The organism is Streptomyces deccanensis (assembly GCF_022385335.1).
Lineage (GTDB): Bacteria > Actinomycetota > Actinomycetes > Streptomycetales > Streptomycetaceae > Streptomyces > Streptomyces deccanensis.
Window position 1 is genome coordinate 4,031,969 of sequence record NZ_CP092431.1, and the last position, 17,072, is coordinate 4,049,040.

The following is a 17,072-nucleotide window of genomic DNA, read 5'->3' on the forward strand; positions in this document are numbered from 1 at the left end:
CTGCCGTCGGCGGCCGGGCGGACGTCACAGGTGTCTCAGTGCTGGACCAGGCCGCCGACCGGTACGGGAGCGACATGGCCGGTTTCCGGGGCGGTCCGGGCCAGGGCGAGGCCGATGTCGACCAGCGACGATCGGCGGAGCAGGGCGATCTCGGGGATCGGGGTCCAGACCGACTCCACGGTCTGGCCGTTCGGTTCGGGGCGGAGGCGGCCCCCGGTGATCCGGACCCGGTAGAAGACGCCGATGTTCTGGTGCTCGATCCCCCCGCGCGCCACGGTCGCGGGGATCACCCGTGAGTCCACGCCCAACAGGCGTTCGACCACCGCGTCACAGCCCGTCTCCTCGGCCACCTCCCGAATCACCGTGTCGAACGGGTCCTCCGCGTGCTCGACCCTGCCGCCCGGCAGGGTCCAGTTGCCCGACACATGGTGGGCGAGCAGTACTCGGTCGTCCTCGACGCACACGGCGTACGCCGCCAGGCGGAAGCTTCCCCGTTTCGGCTCGCCCGCGACCGCCTCGGCCGCGTCACCGGTGTCTTGGCTCATCGGACCATCCTGCCCCGCTCCAGCTCGGCGTTCGCGGCCGGGTGGGCGGGGGTGGGATGGGGGTTTCGCGCGACCCGCCGTACTCCCCCTACGCGTCGTACTTCGCGTCCGCCGCCGGGTCCAGGGCCAGGCGGTAGCCGCGCTTGACCACTGTTTGGATCAGTTTCGGCGTGCCCAGGGACGTGCGGAGGCGGGCCATCGCCGTCTCTACGGCGTGTTCGTCGCGGCCGGCGCCCGGGAGCGCGCGGAGGAGATCGGAGCGGGGGACGACCCAGCCGGGGCGGCGGCAGAGCGCGCGGAGCAGGGACATGCCGGCCGGGGGGACGGGGCGCAGGGCGCCGTCGACGAGGACCGCGTGGCCGCGGATTTCCACGTGGTGGCCGGCGATGGGCAACGTGCGGGCGCGGCCGGGGAGTTCCTGGCAGAGGAGTTGGACGAGGGGGCCGAGGCGGAAGCGTTGGGGCTGGACCGTGTCCACGCCGTGGGCCTGGAGGGGGAGCGCGGTCACCGGGCCCACGCAGGCGGGCAGGACGTCGTGGTTCAGCGCGTTGAGCAACTCGGGGAGCAGGCCCCGGTCCTCGGCCCGGGAGAGCAGGGACGCCGCCGCCGGGGCGCTGGTGAAGGTGAGGGCGTCGACGCCGCGGGTGACCGTCACGTCGAGGAGACGGTCCATCGGGGCGAGGTCCTCGGGGGGCATCCAGCGGTACACGGGGACGCCGACCACCTCCGCTCCCCCGGCGCGCAGGGACTCCACGAAACCGGGGAGCGGTTCGCCGTGCAGCTGGACGGCGACCCGGCGGCCTTCGACTCCGTGCTCCAGCAGTCGGTCGAGTACCTCGGCCATGGATTCGGAGGAGGGGGACCATTCCTCCGTCAGGCCGGCGGCACGGATCGCGCCCTTCACCTTCGGTCCGCGCGCCAGGACCTCGACCCCCCGCAGCCGGTCGAGCAGGGCCTCGCCCAAGCCCCAGCCGTCCGCCGCCTCGATCCAGCCGCGGAAGCCGATGGCCGTGGTCGCGACCACGATGTCGGGTGCCTGGTCGAGCAGGTCCTTGGTCGCGGCGAGCAGTTCGCTGTCGTCGGCGAGCGGCACGATGCGCAGGGCGGGGGCGTGCAGGACCGCGGCTCCGCGGCGCTGGAGCAGTGCCCCGAGCTCGTCGGCCCGGCGGGCGGCGGTGACACCCACGGTGAACCCGGCGAGCGGTCCGTGTTCCGTCCGCGTCGCCCTGTCCGTGCCTTCGTTCCGGTCCGTCGGGTCCGTCGGGTCCATCCGATCCATCAGAACCGTCCTGTCTGGTCGATCGGCTCGATCTGATCGCTCGGGTCGCTGCTGTTCGTCGTACATGGCTCTCGTCCCGCAGTCGAGTCGTTGCACTCAGTCGAAGCTCTGTGCGTGCGGGTGCGCCGATTGGCGCACCCACATGCCGAACGAGCCTGTCAACGGCGCGTGACAGGCTCGGTTCGGCTTGATGTCGCTGGTGTTACGTCGCACGTGTCACGGCATGGGCGATGTCACACCTCGGCGTAGCTGAGCTGCGGCTTCGATTCCGTCGTGGCCGTCGTCGCGACGGTGTTCGAGGCCGTTCGGCGAAGGTATACGGCCCAGGTCACCGCGAAGCAGAGACCGTAGAAGGCGAGGAAGGTGACGAAGGCGCCGGTGCCGGAGCCGACCGTGAGGAAGGACTGGCGGAAGGCCAGGTTGATACCGAGGCCGCCGAGCGCGCCCACCGCGCCGATGATGCCCATGGTGGCGCCGGAGAGCCTGCGTCCGTAGGCCGCGGCCTCCTCACCCTCCAGGCCCTTGGCCAGAGCCTTGGCGTGGAAGATGCCCGGGATCATCTTGAAGGTGGAGCCGTTGCCGAGGCCGCTGAGGACGAAGAGCACGATGAACGCGGTGGTGAAGAGCGGCAGCGACTTCTGCATGGAGGCGATGACGATGATCCCGGTGGCGGCGGCCATGCCGACGTAGTTCCACAGGGTGATCTTGGCGCCGCCGTACTTGTCGGCGAGGGCACCGCCCACCGGCCGGATCAGCGAGCCGAGCAGCGGGCCGATGAAGGTGACGTACGCGGACTCCAGGGGCGTACGGCCGAACTGGGTCTGCAGGACGAGGCCGAAGGCGAAGCTGTAGCCGATGAAGGAGCCGAAGGTGCCGATGTAGAGGAAGGACATGATCCAGGTGTGGGCGTCCTTGACGGCTTCCTTGGCGGCGCCGGTGTCGTTCTTCAGCGACGTGATGTTGTCCATCTTCAGCCAGGCCAGGACGGCGGCGATCACGATGAAGGGGATGTAGATCCCGAGCAGCACGCGGGGACCGCCGGAGGCGCCGATGACGGCGAGGCCGATGAGCTGGACGACCGGGACACCGATGTTGCCGCCGCCCGCGTTGAGGCCGAGCGCCCAGCCCTTCTTCCTGAGCGGGAAGAAGGCGTTGATGTTGGTCATGGAGGAGGCGAAGTTGCCGCCGCCGATGCCGGCGAGCATCGCGCAGATCAGGAACGTGTTGAACGAGGTCCCCGGCTCCATGACGACGAAGGCCGCGACGGTCGGGATGAGCAGCAGGCTGGCGGAGACCACCGTCCAGTTGCGTCCGCCGAAGATCGCCACCGCGAAGGTGTAGGGGATCCGGACGATCGCGCCGACCAGCGTGGCCATCGAGACGATGAAGAACTTGTCGGCCGGGGTGAGCCCGTACTCGGGGCCCATGAACAGGACCATCACCGACCACACGGTCCAGATGGAGAAACCGATGTGCTCCGAGAGGACGGAGAAGATGAGGTTGCGACGGGCGACCTTCTCGCCGGTCGCGTTCCAGAAGGCCTCGTTCTCCGGGTCCCAGTGTTCGATCCAGCGGCCTCCCCTGCTCGATGCGGGGGCAGTGCTCGGGGCTGTCATGACGCCTCCACGTTCTCCGGGCTCCGGTGTCGCGATGCGGTGTGGTGAGGGGTGATGAGTCCCGAAGGTAGGGAGGGCGCGTTTCCTCGTTGTGGCACCGGGTGACCGGAAAGGAACTTTGCTCTCACGAGCGGGCGGCCCTGCCGGTGAGGAATCGGTGAGCAGGGCGTCATACCGGGCGGATACCGGGTGGATACCTGGTGGTCACGCCACCTTCGGCGCGGCCCGCATGCCAATGTAGGCGCACCGGGTGCCGTCGCTCAGCGTGGCGAAGACCACAGGCATCCAGTCCTCCGCGAACGAGGCGCCGCCGCCCGCGCCGGCGAACACCGTCTCCGACAGGGGCACGAGCTCCATCTCCAGGTCCGGCGAGTAGCCGACCATGCCGTCCACGAAGGCGTAGGTGAGGTGCGGTGTGCCGTTCCTCTCGCCGATCGTGATGACCACTCCCTCCCTCTTGTACGTACCGGTCCAGGGCGTGATGTCGACGGTGGGCGGCTCGGCGGGCGGGGCGAACGGGGCGGGCAGCGTGATCCCGGCCAGCTCCGCCAGCAGTTCGCGCAGCAGGTCGGCGTAGAGGAGGCGGGAGGCGCCGCCGTTGGTGAGCAGTGCGACGGCGACGCCCTCGGTGGGCACCACGCGGAGGAAGGCGTACTGGCCGGTCGCGGCGCCGTCGTGGCCGTAGCCCGGGACGCCGTCCCAGTCGTAGAGGGTCCAGCCGAGGCCCCAGCCGTCGGCGCTGACCGTCCACTTGTCGGGGACGTCGGTCTCGCGGTTCTGCATGGCCGTCACGGTCTCGGGGCGGAGGATGCCGGCGCCGCCGTCGAGGTGTGCCTTCGCGTACCGGACGACGTCGCCGGCGGTGGCGAGCACGCGGGCGCCCGGTCCGGCCGCGCGCGGCATCAGGTCCCAGACCGGGGCGGGGACCTGTGTCCCGTCCTCCCCCGCCATGTGGCCCATCGCCGCGCGGTACGGCAGGGCCTCCTCCGGCAGGGTCATGGAGTGCGTCAGGCCGAGCGGCGCGAACACCCGCTCCTTGAGCGCCTGGTCCCAGGTCAGCCCGGTCAGCACCTCGACGATCCGGCCGAGGACGACGTAGCCGATGCCGCTGTACGACACCGCCGTGCCCGGCGGGCAGTCCATCGCCACGCCCTTCGCGGCCTCGACGTACCGGGCGATCGCGTCGTCGCCGCGTCCGGTGTCGATGTGGAAGTCGCAGGTCAGGCCGCTGGTGTGGGAGAGCAGCATGCGGGGCGTGATGACCTCGGTGGCGGCCGGGTCGATGGTCGCGAACTCCGGCAGCACCTTCACCACCGGGACGTCGAGGTCGAGTTCGCCGGACTCCACCAGTTGCATGACGAGGGCGGCGGTGTAGACCTTCGCGATCGAGCCGAGCTGGAAGACGGAGTCGGGGGTGGCCTCCACGCCGGTCGCGCGGCTCAGCACCCCGCTCGCGAGTTCGTGCACCTCCCCGTCGACGACGAAGGCGAGGCTCGCGCCGGGCACGTCGTGGGCGGCGCGCAGGGTGTCGAGCCGACGCTGCCAGTGGGCGAGGTCGAGGGAGGGGGCGGGGGTGGTGGTGGCGGTGGGCTGAGACATGGCGTGTCCTCCGGGAGCGTGGTGTGGGGCTGCCGCCTGCGCTGCGCGGCGACATGGAACACCGTACGCATTGCGCACAGTGTTCGCAAGACCGGAACGCTGTTCCGGCGTGGCCATGCGAAAGGCCGCACGGCGTGACTGCTGCCGTGCGGCCTCGGTGTCCAGGGTCCAGGGTCGGAGCGTGGAACGTCAGGAAGCGGGAGGCTGTCTCAGTCGTTCGGTGAGCTGGATGAAGGCCGTCCTGCGGTGTTCCGGGATGCCCAGGGCCAACGCCGCCTGCTCGGGGGAGAGCGGGCCGGTCTCGGGCGCCGGGGCCGGGACCGGGGCTAGGGGCAGGTCTTGCTCGGTCAGCTTGCCCGAGCGGATCAGGACGTCGCGCAGCGGGACGCCGAGGGCGCGGGACAGACCGCGCATCGTCTCCAGGTCGGGCATGCTCCGCCGTTGCAACAGCCGGGTGACGGCCGCCCGGTGCACCCCCGCCTCCTCGGCCAGCCGGGTCTTCCCACCACCGCGCGGGCTGTCGATGTCGTAGCCGCGCGCCCGTATCAGGCCCTCCATCCAGGCCGCGAACTCGTCGATGTGCTCGGCATCGCCCCTCATCGTGGACGCTCCTCCTTCGACCTCCCCCTCGTACCAGTCGCCACCGCCCCACCACTTGGTTGCCGGGAAACAGCGGTGGGGGTGGGCCGGACGCTCCGGCCCACCCCCACCGACGTACCGGTGCGCGTCAGTTGTTCGACTCGCCCACGTAGCTGAGCCTGTCCGTGCCGCCCTTCTCCCAGGTGATGATCACGTCGTCACCGGAGCGGCGGACCGTGGCGAAGGTGACGTCCTCGTCGCTGACGTCCTTCGAGGCCATGGGGGTCAGGGCCATCCGGAAGTTGTTCTCGTCGCGGTAGGCGCCGACGCCGGTCATGATGCCCTTGCCGCCGACCATGTCGATGTACGAGAGCGGGTGCTGGCCCTTGCCGTCACCGCTGGTCTGCTCGGCGCCGATGGTCAGGGTCCGGGCCTGGTCGTCCTGCCACTGGCCCTCGACGCCCTCGGCGGGCGCGGTGGTCGAGCCGCCGTCGTCCAGACCGCCGTCGGGCGTTCCGGTGCCCTCGTCGCCGGCGTCGTCCCCCTTGGCCTCGTCCGTCGGCGTCGCGGAGCCGGTCTCCGTGGCCGAGACGCTCTGCTCGGGCTTGGCCGTGGTGTCGTCGTCCCCGTCGGCGGTGAGGAGGAAGACTCCCCCGCCGATCACCGCGAGCGCCGCCACGACGGCCACGATGATCAGCGCGACTTTGCCACCGCTACCACCGGAGGGCGGGGGCGGCGGCGGGTAACCCCCGTACTGGGGCCCGTAGTTCGGCGCCCCAGGCGCACCCGGAGCCCCCGGCGCCCCCGGCGCCCCGTACGGCGGCTGCCCGCCGGCGCCGTACGGCTGCTGCCCACCCGTCCCGTACGGCGGCTGCGGAGCCGTCGCGTACGGGTTCGGCGGCTGGCCCGGTACCTGGCCCGGAGGCGGGTACGAACCCGGGTACGGCTGCTGCGGCGGCTGGGCCCCGTAACCGTCGTAGGGCGGCTGGCCGGGAGGCTGGGTCATCGGCGGGTGTCACTCCTTGAGTCGCTTCGACGAGGCGAGCAGTGCGAGGAACACCTGCCTCAAGCGAGCCCAACATCCAACACCCGGTCAGTCGTACGCAAGTGCGTATCCCGGTTGGTTACCGGGTCAGTACACGACCCGTCGGCCACCACCGCGGCCTGCGCCCGGCCGCCAGGTCCTCCGCCCAGCCGAAGGCGACCACACAGACGGCGATCAGCAGCCAGGTCACGACCAGCACGGGCCAGACGCTCTCCAGCAGCCAGGGGGTGTTCTGTTCGAGGAACACCACGTTCCACAGCCGGTCCCACTGGGTCGCGGCGATCAGGATGCAGGTGTTGTGCCAGAGGTAGATCGTCACCGCACGGGCGTTGAGGAGGGCGATCAGCCCGCCCCAGCGGCGCAGCCGGTCCGGCCACTCCTGCCACGACGGGCTGATGTGCAGCAGCAGCGCGACCGTGCCGACGGACCAGAGCGCCTGGGCGAACGGCATGCTGTCCAGGTCGTTGCCGGTGCCGAAGTCGCGGTTCAGGGCGTACCAGAGGCCGGTCAGGGCGACCACCGGGGCCACGGAGGGGACGAGGTAGCGCGGGAGGCGCGCGAGGATGCCCTCCTGTTGAGCCATGCCGAGGATCCAGCAGGCGCCGAAGGTGCTGAAGTCCGTCAGCCCCGAGGAGAACCGCTCGCCCGGCAGTTCCAGCAGGCCCAGTTCGAGCACCCCGGCCAGCGCGATCGGCGCGAGGACCGTCACCGCCGGCGCCGCCCGCAGCGCGCGGAGCAGCAGCGGGGAGAGGACGACGTACCAGAGGTAGGCGCGGACGTACCAGAGCGGGCCGGCGAGTTCCCCGGCCCAGTCGGCGCCGATGAGGCCGTGGACTCCGGGGAGGCCCTCGGCGTACGGCGGGTCGCTGATCGGGAGGATCCAGAACGTGAGGTGGAACCACCACCAGGCGGGGTGCCCGTCCGCGTCCGGCCCCCAGCCCTGGGCCACCATCCCCGTCACGCCGACGACCCCCAGGAGCCAGACCGGCGGCAGCAGTCGGCGCAGACGGCCCCGGACGACACCCAGGGCCGGGCGCTTCAGCGAGCGCGCCATGAGGTTGCCGGCGAGGGCGAACATCACGCCCATGGACGGGAAGAGGAGCGGCAGCCAGGCCCAGCCGGTGAGGTGGTAGAGCACCACCCGGAAGAGGGCGAGGGCCCGCAGGAGGTCGAAGTAGCGGTCCCGGCCCGGGGCGCGGGCGGCCGGGTCCCGCGGTCCTCCGTCGGACTGCGGGGGCACGCCCGGTGCCGTGGAACCGGGCGGCGTGGAACCGGGCGGCGTCGCGTCCGGTGGCGTGGAGCCGTGTGCGAGGGTGCTCATCCGACCGGCCTCCGCTCCCCCGACTGCTGCTGGGGCACGGCCCCCTCCGGGGCACCGGGCAGGCCGACGGCCCCCGTCCGCCGCAGCTTCTGCCAGCGCAGCCGGCCGCCGGTCAGCGCCGTGATCCACGACTGGAGCAGGACGACGTACATGAGCTGGCGGTAGAGGAGCTGCTGGAGCGGGAGGGAGATCAGGTGGGTCATGCGCTCCTTGTCGAGGTGGAACGCCAGGGCGGCGCAGACCACCTGGACGGCCAGGACGCCCAGCCAGGCGCCGATCGTCTTCTCCGTGGGCCCGAAGATCAGCCCGTAGAGCAGGAACACGTCGATGAGCGGGGCCAGCAGGGGCGCGACGACCATGAAGAGCGACACCAGCGGCATGCCCACGCGGCCGAAGCGGCCGGAGGGGCCCCGGTCGAAGAGGGAGCCACGGTGCTTCCAGATCGCCTGCATGGTGCCGTACGACCAGCGGTAGCGCTGGGACCACAGCTGCTGCACGGATTCCGGGGCCTCGGTCCAGGCGCGCGCGTTCTCGGCGTAGACGACGTGCCAGCCGTCGCGGTGCATGGCCATGGTGATGTCGGTGTCCTCGGCGAGGGTGTCCTCGCTCATCCCGCCGACCCGTTCGAGGGCCGTGCGGCGGAACGCCCCGACCGCGCCGGGGATCGTCGGCATGCAGCGCAGGATGTCGTACATCCGGCGGTCGAGGTTGAAGCCCATCACGTACTCGATGTGCTGCCAGGCGCCGATGAGGGTGTCCCGGTTGCCGACCTTGGCGTTGCCCGCGACCGCGCCGACGCGGGGGTCGGCGAAGGGCTGGACCAGTTCGCGGACGGTGGACGGTTCGAAGACCGTGTCGCCGTCCATCATGACGATGATCTCGTGCCGGGCGTTGGCGATGCCCCGATTGAGGGCGGCGGGCTTGCCCGCGTTGAGCTGCCGTACGACGCGGACGCCCGGCAGGTCCTTGCCGAGTTCCTCGACGATGCCGGCCGTGCCGTCGCTGGAGCCGTCGTCGATGACCAGCACCTCGATGGGGTGGTCGCTCGCCACCAGGGAACGGACCGTCTTCTCGATGCACTTGGCCTCGTTGTACGCGGGGACGAGCACCGAGACGGGTTCCGTGACCGGCCCGCCCGGGCCCCAGCGGAAGCCGCGGCGGCGGACCTTGCGGGCGTGCGCGATCGACAGGATCAGCATCAGCCCGAAGCGGGCGAGGACGAGGACACCGACGACCGCGAGGGCGACGACGAGGACGCTCGTGGTCTTCTCCGAGACCTGTACCAGGGTGACCCAGACCTTGCCCTTCGCCAGGCCGAGGCCGGTGACCGGGGTGTGGGCGCTGGGGGCCCTCAGGGCGCCGGTCAGGGTGTCGAACTTGTAGCCCTTGACCTGGAGTTGGGGAATGTAGCGGTCCAGTGCGGCGACGGTCTGCGAGCGGTCGCCGCCGGAGTCGTGCATCAGCACGACCGCGCCCTCGCCGCGCTCGGGCGTGGACCGGCGGATGATCTCGGCGACGCCGGGCCGCTTCCAGTCCTGGCTGTCGGTGTCGCTGACGACGGTGATGTAACCGCGGCTGCCGATGTACCGCGTCACCGGCCAGGTCCGGTTGTCCATGCGCTCCGAGAACGACGAGTACGGCGGCCGGAACAGCGAGGTGCGGATGCCGGCGGCGCCCGCGAGCGCCAGCTGGTTCTGGGAGAGCTCCCAGTCGACGCGGTCCTTGCTCTGCAGCGAGAGGTCCGGGTGGTTGAAGGTGTGCAGCCCGATCTCGTGGCCCTCGTCGACCATGCGCTGGACCAGGTCGGGGTAGCGGGAGGCCATGGTGCCGGTGATGAAGAAGACGGCCTTGGCGTCGTGCTTCCTCAGCATGTCGAGGACCTTGGGGGTCCACCGGGGGTCCGGCCCGTCGTCGAACGTCAGGACCAGTTCGTAGTCGGGGACGTCCAGGCTGCGCAGGCGCTCCGAGCGGGTGTCGATGACGGGCCCGCCCTTCAGTATCTCCTTCGGCACCCGGTCGTTCGAGACGGGCGGCCGGACCCGGTGGTCCGCGAGGATCTCGCTGTGCACGTATCCGCGCAGCATGAGCATGGCCATCAGGGCGAGGAGCAGCACACAGGGCAGCAGGTAGCGCAGCGGCAGCCGCCGCCCGGAACGCTTCTTCGGGCTCTTGCGCGCACGCTTCGCGGCGCCGTTCCCGGTGGTGTCGACAGGGTCAGTCGAATCCGGGTTCGAGGACGGCGAGGAGCGGGTGGGGCGCCGGGCGGCACGCGAGGGCGTGCCGCCGCGCTGGGAGCGGGTCATCAGGCGGGTGTCTCCGGGTTCTGCGGTCCCTGCGGGTCCTGCGGGCCCGCCGGCTCCTGCGGGCTCTGTGAGCTGTCCGAGGTCGCCGGGGCCGGCTCGACGGGCGCCGGGGAGGCGGGGCCGCCCGCGACGGTGTCCGTGCCGCCGCCGTCCGGGGCGGGTCCGGGGTCGGTGGTGTCCGAGGGCGAGGGCGACGGCGAGCCCGAAGGGCTGGGGTCGACCTTCGGCGGCTCGGAGGCGGAGGCGGACGGCTCGGGGTCCTTGGCGCTGGTGCTCGGCTTCGGCCGGGGCACCACTCCGGCGCTGGGCTCGGCCGAGGGCTCGGCGCCGGCGGACGACTCCGGCCGCTTCGCCCGGCCCGCCGCGCCGGTCGGCGACTTGCCGCCGGGCGAGACCGTCGCTCCCGCGCGGCCGCCGCCCGGACCGGAGTCCGGGACGAAGCCGTCCGCCGTGTCGGCCCGGTCGTCCGACTCGGCCGGCAGCGGAGGTGTGTCCACCTTGCCCGCCGGCTTGTCGTCCTTCTGCATCGGCACCGGCAGCCAGGGCGCGTCGGAGTTGCCCGACACCAGGGTGCCGACGATGACCACGGCGTACGCGGCGCAGGCGGTGCCGACGGCGATGCCGAGGCGACGGTAGAGGTTGCGGCGCCGCCCCGACTCGTCGACGAAGACGGGCCCGTCGGAGTCCTGGGCGGCTCCCGCCGCGTCCCCGTTCTTCCCGGCGTGCTTGCCGGTTCCTTCCTCCACCTCGCGCCCGACACCGTCGAGTTGGACGGTCACCTCGTGCGGATCGTGGTTGCGGCCGGGCTGGTCGGGCCGCTCCCAGGGCGCCGCCTCCACCTGGGAGACCGCTCCCGTTCTGCCGGCGGCGTCGGGCCAGACCACCTGGTCCGACGCACCGCTGTCACTACCACCACGGCCCGGACCCGGGCCCTCGCCCTCGGTCCGCTTCGGCTGAATGCCCTTGGGCCAGTTGTCGACGTGCACGCACTTCCCCCCACGGGATCGTTCCGAGCGCGTGGTCGATGCCGGACTGTCGCACTTTCCTGTACCGGACCGGGCCCCCACCCGATCCGGGGCGCCCCACCCATCACACGCACCCGGGCCAACGAATGTATGGGCGGGAAAGATGTGTATGTGTGTGACGTCAGGTGAAGGTCATCATGATGAGTGCATCTGTGGGCGGAATCCACCCGTCCTCCGGATGTGACAGCCATACTTCCGCCCGCGCCAGCTCGGCGGCGGCCCGCCGCAACGCGTCCAGCCCCGGATGGTTGAGCCCTTCGCGCCACACCAGCGAGACGGGCGACAGCGGTACGGGGTCGACGAGCGGCCGCGCGACCGTGCCCGGCATGGGCGGGAAGTCCACCACCGCCAGCACCGGTGACCTGGTCTTGGCCATGATCCGCTGGAACTCCTCCTCCCCCACGGCCAGCGGGGCGGGCGCCGCGACCTCGATCCCCCGCCCCTCGAACAGCCGCGCCGCCAGGTCCGTCCACTCCCGCGTACGGGGGTTGCCGGCCCCCGCGTAGACCCGCTCGCCCGCGAGTTCCGCCAGCGGTACGGCGTCCAGCGCGGCCAGCCGGTGGTCCTCGGGCAGGATCACCGTCATCGGCGCGTACCGCACCGGCTGCTGGGCGAGCCGCGCCCGCACCGCGGGGTCGAGCCCCGCGAACCTCCCGAACGACACGTCGAGGCGCCCCGCCAGGATCTCGGCCGCCGCATGGGTCAGCCCGCTCTCGTAGCGGGCCATCAGCTCCAGCTCCGGCGCGAGTTCCCGGGCTCGCCGCAGCACCCGTGCCCCGGTGGCCAGCCCCGGCGAGTTGAGGTCCACCAGGAGGGGCCGCACCTGCCGGAACGCGGCCACCAGCTCCTCCTGCGCCTCCAGCACCCGCCGCGCGTGGGGCACCAGCCGCTCCCCGTCCGCCGTCAACGCCACCTGCCGGGTACTGCGCACGAACAACTCCACCCCCAACTCCCGCTCCAGCCGCCGCACATCCCGGCTGAGTGCCTGCTGGGCGACGTAGAGCCGAGCGGCGGCCCGGGTGAAGTGCAGTTCCTCGGCGACGGCGAGGAACCCACGCAGAAGCCGAGGATCGACGGCGTACGGGGCAGCGGACATCCGGCGAATCTACAACCGAAGCGCGTGAATGGCGACGGAGCAGGTGTTGGACGGTGGATCAAGGAACGGGCGACGGTGAGTCACATGCCGAGACACGACCCCGACCACCCCCACATGCCCCTGCTCACCGTCACCGCGGACACCCTGGTGGCAGCCGACTTCTCTTCTCGTCGCCGCCCAGGAACCGCGCCCCGAAAGGGGCGCGGGGAACTGCGCGAGAACCCCCACCCACCCGCACCCGCCGACGAAACACACACCCCGGCCCCCTACCGCGCCCTCTTCCAGCGCCCCGGCACCCGCGGCTTCGCCGCAGCCGCCCTCCTCGCCCGCCTCCCCATGGGCATGTTCAGCGTGAGCGCGATCCTCATGATCGCCGGCGCCCACGGCTCCTACGCCCTCGCCGGCGCCGTCGTCGCCACCGGCCTCGCCGCCACCGCCCTGGTCGCCCCCTGGACCGCCCGCCTCGTGGACCGCCACGGCCAGGCCAGGATCGCCGTACCCGCCACCGCCGTCGCCCTCCTCGGTGCCCTCTTCCTGATCGCCTGCGTCCACTGGAACGCCCCGGCCTGGACCCTGTTCGCCTCCTACGCGGCCACCGCCACGGTCCCCAACACGGGCGGCATGTCCCGCGCCCGCTGGGCGCACCTCCTCAAGGACGACCCGGCCGCGCTGCACACCGCCAACTCCTTCGAACAGGCGGCGGACGAGCTCTGCTTCATGATCGGCCCGGTCGTCGCCGCCTTCCTCTGCACGACGCTGTTCGCCGAGGCCGGCACCCTGGTCGGCGGTCTGCTCTGCATGACGGGCGTCCTGTTCTTCGCCGCCCAACGCGCCACGGAGCCGCCCCCCACCGGCCGTACGACCGCGAAGTCCCCCCTGCGCGCCCCCGGCATCCCCCCGCTCCTCGCCGTCTTCCTCGCCACCGGCGCGGTCTTCGGCTCCCTGGAGGTCGTCACCATCGCCTACGCGGACGCCCGGGGCCACGCCTCCTCGGCGGGGGTGATCCTCGGCCTCCAGGCGGCCGGCTCCTGCGCGGCGGGGCTGGCCTACGGCGCGCTGCGGGTGACGGGCCCGGCGGAGCGCCGTTTCCGCCGCTGCCTGGCCGCGATGGCCGTCCTGATGGCGCTGCCCTGGCTCTCCGCCGTCGCCACCGGGTCCCTGCTGTTCCTCGCCCCGGCCCTCCTGCTCGCCGGTATGGCCACCGCCCCCACGATGGTCACCGCCATGGCCCTGGTCCAGCACCGCACCCCGCGGGGCCAGTTGAACGAGGGCATGACCCTCGCCGTCACCGGTCTGCTCGGCGGGATAGCGGGCGGCTCGGCCCTGGGCGGCTGGGTCGTGGAACACGCCCCGGCGGCGGGCGCCGGCCCGGCCTCCGACACGGTCGGCTTCGCGGTGCCGGTGGCCGCGGCGGCCCTGGCCCTGCTGGTCGCGGTGATCCGGCCGAATTCCCGCGCACCCATTGACGCGCTCTGAGCCCACCCTTACCTTCCGTCGAAGCGCTTCGACGTCATTCGTCGAAGCGATTCGACTGCACCGTTCGACGATCCACGAGTCCGAGATCCATCCGACTCCCCTGGAGGCGCGGGATGTGGGCGGCACGAAGGCGTATGACGGCGGTCGCGGCGGCGGCCCTGAGCGGGGCCCTGCTCCTGGCCTCCTGCGGCGGTTCGGACGGCGACGGTGGCGGGGACGGGAAGACGCTCCGCCTCTGGCACTACGAGGGCCCCGACAGCGCGATGGGCGTGGCCTGGAACGCGGCGATCGAGGAGTTCGAGAAGACCCATCCGGGCGTCGAGGTCGAGTTCGAGGAGAAGGGTTTCGAACAGATCCGCAAGACCGCCCCGATGGTCCTCAACTCCTCCGACGCGCCGGACCTGATGGAGTACAACAAGGGCAACGCGACGGCCGGGCTCCTCTCCAAGCAGGGCCTGCTGACCGACCTCACCCCTGAGGTCACCGCGCGCGGCTGGGACAAGAAGATCGGCGCGGGGGTCCGTACCACCAGCCAGTACGACGAGGACGGGGTCATGGGCTCCGGCAAGTGGTACGGCGTGCCGAACTACGCCGAGTACACGATGGTCTTCTACAACAAGGACCTCTTCGCCGAGCACGGCATCGCCGAGCCGACCACGTTCGCCGAACTCACCGCCGCCATGGACGAGTTCGTGAAGGCGGGCATCACCCCGCTGGCCAACGCCGGCGCCGAGTACATGGCGCAGCAGTACCTGTACCAGCTGGCGCTGAGCAAGGCGGACCGTGCCTGGGTCGACGCCTTCGAGCTGTACCGGGGCGAGGTGGACTTCCACGACGCCGCGTGGACGTACGGGGCGCGGACCTTCGCCGACTGGGTGGAGAAGGGGTACATCAGCGAGAAGTCGACGGGCACGAAGTCCGAGGACGCGGGCGTCTCGTTCATCCAGGGCAAGGCGCCGATCCTGTTCTCGGGGAGCTGGTGGTACGGCCGCTTCCAGGCGGAGAACAAGTTCGACTGGGGCACCTTCCCGTGGCCCGGCACCGACCTCACGCTCGGCTCGGGCGGCAACCTCTGGGTCGTCCCCGAGGGCGCGAAGAACAAGGAACTCGCCTACGACTTCATCGACATCACCATGTCGGAGAAGATCCAGAATCTGCTGGGCAACGAGGGCGGGGTCCCGGTGGCCGCCGACCCGGACGCCGTCACCGACCCGCGGGCCAAGGAGCTGATCGCCGACTTCAACGCCCTCGCCGAGAAGGACGCGCTGGCCTTCTACCCCGACTGGCCCGTCCCCGGCTTCTACGACGTCCTCGTCTCCGAGACCCAGAAGCTGATCACGGGCAGCGCGGACCCGGACGCCTACCTGGACGCCATCGGGGAGGCGTACGAGAAGGACGCGCCGAAGCGATGACGGTGACCGTCGAACGGGGGGCGGCGGCCGGTGCGAAGCGCCCGGCCGGCCGCTCCCGCCACCGGCCGCGCCGCCCCGGCGACTCCTACGCCCTGTTCCTCCTCCCGGGCGCCCTCGCGTTCCTCGCCGTCGTCGTGGTCCCGTTCCTGATGAACACGGGGGTGAGCTTCACCGACTGGCAGGGGGTGGGCAGCCCCGAGTGGTCCGGTCTCGCCAACTACCGGGAGCTGGTCGGCGACGAGGACTTCTGGGCGTCGTTCCGGCACAGCCTGTTCATGGTGGTCGCCATGGCCGCCGTGCCGACCGCGCTCGGGCTGGTGCTGGCGGCCGCCCTGTTCGACTTCGTCGGCAAGCACTTCGGCGGCCGGGTCACCGCCGTGCTGCGCGCCTGCTTCTACCTCCCGCAGGTGCTGCCGATCGCGGTCGCCGGCATCGTCTGGAGCTGGATCCTCGCCCCGGAAAACGGCTCCCTGAACGAGCTGCTGAAGGCGGTCGGGCTCGGCGGTTGGCAGCAGGACTGGCTCGGCGACCCGGACCTCGCCCTCTACACCGTCATGGCCGTGATGGTGTGGGTGCAGCTCGGCTTCCCGCTGGTCGTCTTCATGGCGGGCCTGCAACGCGTCGACCCGGCGCTGTACGAGGCGGCCGAACTGGACGGCGCCGGCTGGTGGCGCCGCTTCCTGCACATCACGCTGCCGCAGATCCGCCCCGAGATCCACGTGGTCCTCCTCTGGTGCACGATCGCCGCGCTGAAGGTGTTCGGCGCGGTGTACGTCCTGACCAAGGGCGGCCCCGGAGGCGCGACGGACGTGCCGTCGTACTTCTCCTTCACCACGTTCTTCGAGAAGACCCAGGTCGGCTACGGCGCGGCGATCTCCACCGTCCTGACCGTGCTCGTCCTCGCCCTGGCCCTGGTCGGCCTGAAGCTCCAGGAGAGGACCGACCGATGACCACCGCCCTGCGCCGCTACCCGGTGCTCATCGCCCTGTGCGTCGCGGCCCTGTTCATGACCGTGCCGTTCCTGATCGTCGCGCTCAACGCGGTCAAGTCCCCGGCGGAGTACGCCCAGAACGGCCCGCTCAGCCTCCCCGAGGGCTTCTACACGGACGGCGTGCGGGACTTCTGGGAGCGCGTCGACTTCGGCCGCAAGCTCGTCAACTCGGTGCTGATCAGCGGCTCGGTGGCGGTGCTCGCCGTGGTCCTGTCCGTCCTGAACGCGTACGCGATCGGCATCGGCCGCGTCAGGGGCCGGACCTGGGTCCTCGCCTTCTTCGTCCTCGCGAACGTGCTCCCGCAGGAGGCGCTGGTCTACCCGGTCTACTACCTGAGCAAGGAGGTCGGCCTCTACGACACCAGGCTCAGCGTGATCATCGTCTTCACGGTGATCCAGGCGGCCTTCGGCACCTACCTCCTCGCCTCGGTCCTCGGGCAGTTCCCCCGCGAGATCGTCGAGGCGGCCCGGATCGACGGCGCGACCAAGTGGCAGGTGCTGTGGCGGATCGTCGTCCCCGTGAGCCGCCCGACCCTGGGGGTGCTCCTGGTCTTCTTCTTCATCTGGACCTGGAACGAGTTCCTGCTCCCCCTGGTCATGCTGATCTCCAACGACAACCAGACCGTGTCCGTGGCCCTCGGCGTCCTCCAGGGCCAGCGCCTCATGGACGCCACGATGACCAACGCGGCCGCCCTGCTCGGACTGCTCCCCGCCCTCGTGTTCTTCCTCCTCTTCCAGCGCACGCTCACCCGCGGCATCGCCGTGGGAGCCGTGAAGTAGGCCGT

The 17,072-nt window shown here is 71.5% G+C and carries 14 protein-coding genes; 4 read left to right on the plus strand and 10 right to left on the minus strand.

Annotation, left to right across the window (positions count from 1 at the left end; all coding sequences use genetic code 11):
* Positions 1–35 precede the first annotated feature (35 nt).
* The 10 genes from L3078_RS18020 to L3078_RS18065 form a co-directional block, all read right to left on the minus strand.
* Positions 36–545, minus strand: a complete 510-nt coding sequence (locus tag L3078_RS18020) for an NUDIX hydrolase (RefSeq protein WP_239754835.1) — start codon at positions 543–545, stop codon at positions 36–38.
* An 88-nt stretch (positions 546–633) separates the two neighbouring features.
* Positions 634–1,815, minus strand: coding sequence for a uroporphyrinogen-III synthase (locus L3078_RS18025; protein ID WP_239760364.1), 1,182 nt, complete (start codon positions 1,813–1,815; stop codon positions 634–636).
* Positions 1,816–2,057: 242 nt separating this feature from the next.
* A complete protein-coding gene (locus tag L3078_RS18030) occupies positions 2,058–3,440 on the minus strand; it encodes a nitrate/nitrite transporter (protein ID WP_239754836.1) in 1,383 nt (460 codons plus the stop codon).
* A 204-nt stretch (positions 3,441–3,644) separates the two neighbouring features.
* Positions 3,645–5,039 carry a serine hydrolase domain-containing protein gene (locus L3078_RS18035; protein WP_239754837.1) on the minus strand — a complete coding sequence of 465 codons (1,395 nt, stop codon included), beginning with the start codon at positions 5,037–5,039 and terminating at the stop codon, positions 3,645–3,647.
* 189 nt (positions 5,040–5,228) lie between these two features.
* Positions 5,229–5,639: a helix-turn-helix domain-containing protein gene (locus tag L3078_RS18040; RefSeq protein ID WP_239754838.1), complete on the minus strand. Its 411-nt coding sequence runs from the start codon at positions 5,637–5,639 to the stop codon at positions 5,229–5,231.
* Between the two features lie 127 nt (positions 5,640–5,766).
* Positions 5,767–6,624 (minus strand): hypothetical protein, encoded by an 858-nt coding sequence (locus L3078_RS18045; protein WP_239754840.1) that lies wholly within the window; start codon positions 6,622–6,624, stop codon positions 5,767–5,769.
* 118 nt (positions 6,625–6,742) lie between these two features.
* A complete protein-coding gene (locus L3078_RS18050) occupies positions 6,743–7,984 on the minus strand; it encodes an acyltransferase family protein (protein WP_239754842.1) in 1,242 nt (413 codons plus the stop codon).
* Entirely contained in the window at positions 7,981–10,287 is a 2,307-nt protein-coding gene (locus L3078_RS18055) for a bifunctional polysaccharide deacetylase/glycosyltransferase family 2 protein (protein ID WP_239754844.1), read from the minus strand. Before L3078_RS18055 ends, L3078_RS18050 begins: the two co-directional genes overlap by 4 nt.
* Entirely contained in the window at positions 10,287–11,273 is a 987-nt protein-coding gene (locus L3078_RS18060; RefSeq protein WP_239754845.1) for a hypothetical protein, read from the minus strand. The genes L3078_RS18055 and L3078_RS18060 overlap by 1 nt, the downstream gene beginning before the upstream one ends.
* Before the next feature lie 160 nt (positions 11,274–11,433).
* Positions 11,434–12,408: a LysR family transcriptional regulator gene (locus L3078_RS18065; protein WP_239754846.1), complete on the minus strand. Its 975-nt coding sequence runs from the start codon at positions 12,406–12,408 to the stop codon at positions 11,434–11,436.
* Positions 12,409–12,492: 84 nt separating this feature from the next.
* On the opposite strand from L3078_RS18065, the gene L3078_RS18070 reads away from it, so the two are divergent.
* From L3078_RS18070 to L3078_RS18085, 4 genes are all read left to right on the plus strand, one after another.
* On the plus strand, positions 12,493–13,884 hold the full coding sequence (locus L3078_RS18070; RefSeq protein WP_239754847.1) for an MFS transporter: 1,392 nt from the start codon (positions 12,493–12,495) through the stop codon (positions 13,882–13,884).
* Positions 13,885–13,997: 113 nt separating this feature from the next.
* Positions 13,998–15,296, plus strand: a complete 1,299-nt coding sequence (locus L3078_RS18075; protein WP_239754848.1) for an ABC transporter substrate-binding protein — start codon at positions 13,998–14,000, stop codon at positions 15,294–15,296.
* A complete protein-coding gene (locus L3078_RS18080; RefSeq protein ID WP_239754849.1) occupies positions 15,293–16,246 on the plus strand; it encodes a carbohydrate ABC transporter permease in 954 nt (317 codons plus the stop codon). The genes L3078_RS18075 and L3078_RS18080 overlap by 4 nt, the downstream gene beginning before the upstream one ends.
* The gene (locus L3078_RS18085) at positions 16,243–17,067 is read left to right on the plus strand and encodes a carbohydrate ABC transporter permease (protein ID WP_239754850.1); all 825 of its coding nucleotides are present in this window, start codon (positions 16,243–16,245) and stop codon (positions 17,065–17,067) included. The genes L3078_RS18080 and L3078_RS18085 overlap by 4 nt, the downstream gene beginning before the upstream one ends.
* Positions 17,068–17,072 lie beyond the last annotated feature (5 nt).

What these genes read in the sequence shown, in the direction of transcription:
- L3078_RS18020 (WP_239754835.1), bottom strand. Translation starts at nt 545, where the DNA reads ATGAGCCAAGACACCGGTGACGCGGCCGAGGCGGTCGCGGGCGAGCCG.
- L3078_RS18025 (WP_239760364.1), bottom strand. Translation starts at nt 1,815, where the DNA reads ATGGACCCGACGGACCCGACGGACCGGAACGAAGGCACGGACAGGGCG.
- L3078_RS18030 (WP_239754836.1), bottom strand. Translation starts at nt 3,440, where the DNA reads ATGACAGCCCCGAGCACTGCCCCCGCATCGAGCAGGGGAGGCCGCTGG.
- L3078_RS18035 (WP_239754837.1), bottom strand. Translation starts at nt 5,039, where the DNA reads ATGTCTCAGCCCACCGCCACCACCACCCCCGCCCCCTCCCTCGACCTC.
- L3078_RS18040 (WP_239754838.1), bottom strand. Translation starts at nt 5,639, where the DNA reads ATGAGGGGCGATGCCGAGCACATCGACGAGTTCGCGGCCTGGATGGAG.
- L3078_RS18045 (WP_239754840.1), bottom strand. Translation starts at nt 6,624, where the DNA reads ATGACCCAGCCTCCCGGCCAGCCGCCCTACGACGGTTACGGGGCCCAG.
- L3078_RS18050 (WP_239754842.1), bottom strand. Translation starts at nt 7,984, where the DNA reads ATGAGCACCCTCGCACACGGCTCCACGCCACCGGACGCGACGCCGCCC.
- L3078_RS18055 (WP_239754844.1), bottom strand. Translation starts at nt 10,287, where the DNA reads ATGACCCGCTCCCAGCGCGGCGGCACGCCCTCGCGTGCCGCCCGGCGC.
- L3078_RS18065 (WP_239754846.1), bottom strand. Translation starts at nt 12,408, where the DNA reads ATGTCCGCTGCCCCGTACGCCGTCGATCCTCGGCTTCTGCGTGGGTTC.
- L3078_RS18070 (WP_239754847.1), top strand. Translation starts at nt 12,493, where the DNA reads ATGCCGAGACACGACCCCGACCACCCCCACATGCCCCTGCTCACCGTC.
- L3078_RS18075 (WP_239754848.1), top strand. Translation starts at nt 13,998, where the DNA reads ATGTGGGCGGCACGAAGGCGTATGACGGCGGTCGCGGCGGCGGCCCTG.
- L3078_RS18080 (WP_239754849.1), top strand. Translation starts at nt 15,293, where the DNA reads ATGACGGTGACCGTCGAACGGGGGGCGGCGGCCGGTGCGAAGCGCCCG.
- L3078_RS18085 (WP_239754850.1), top strand. Translation starts at nt 16,243, where the DNA reads ATGACCACCGCCCTGCGCCGCTACCCGGTGCTCATCGCCCTGTGCGTC.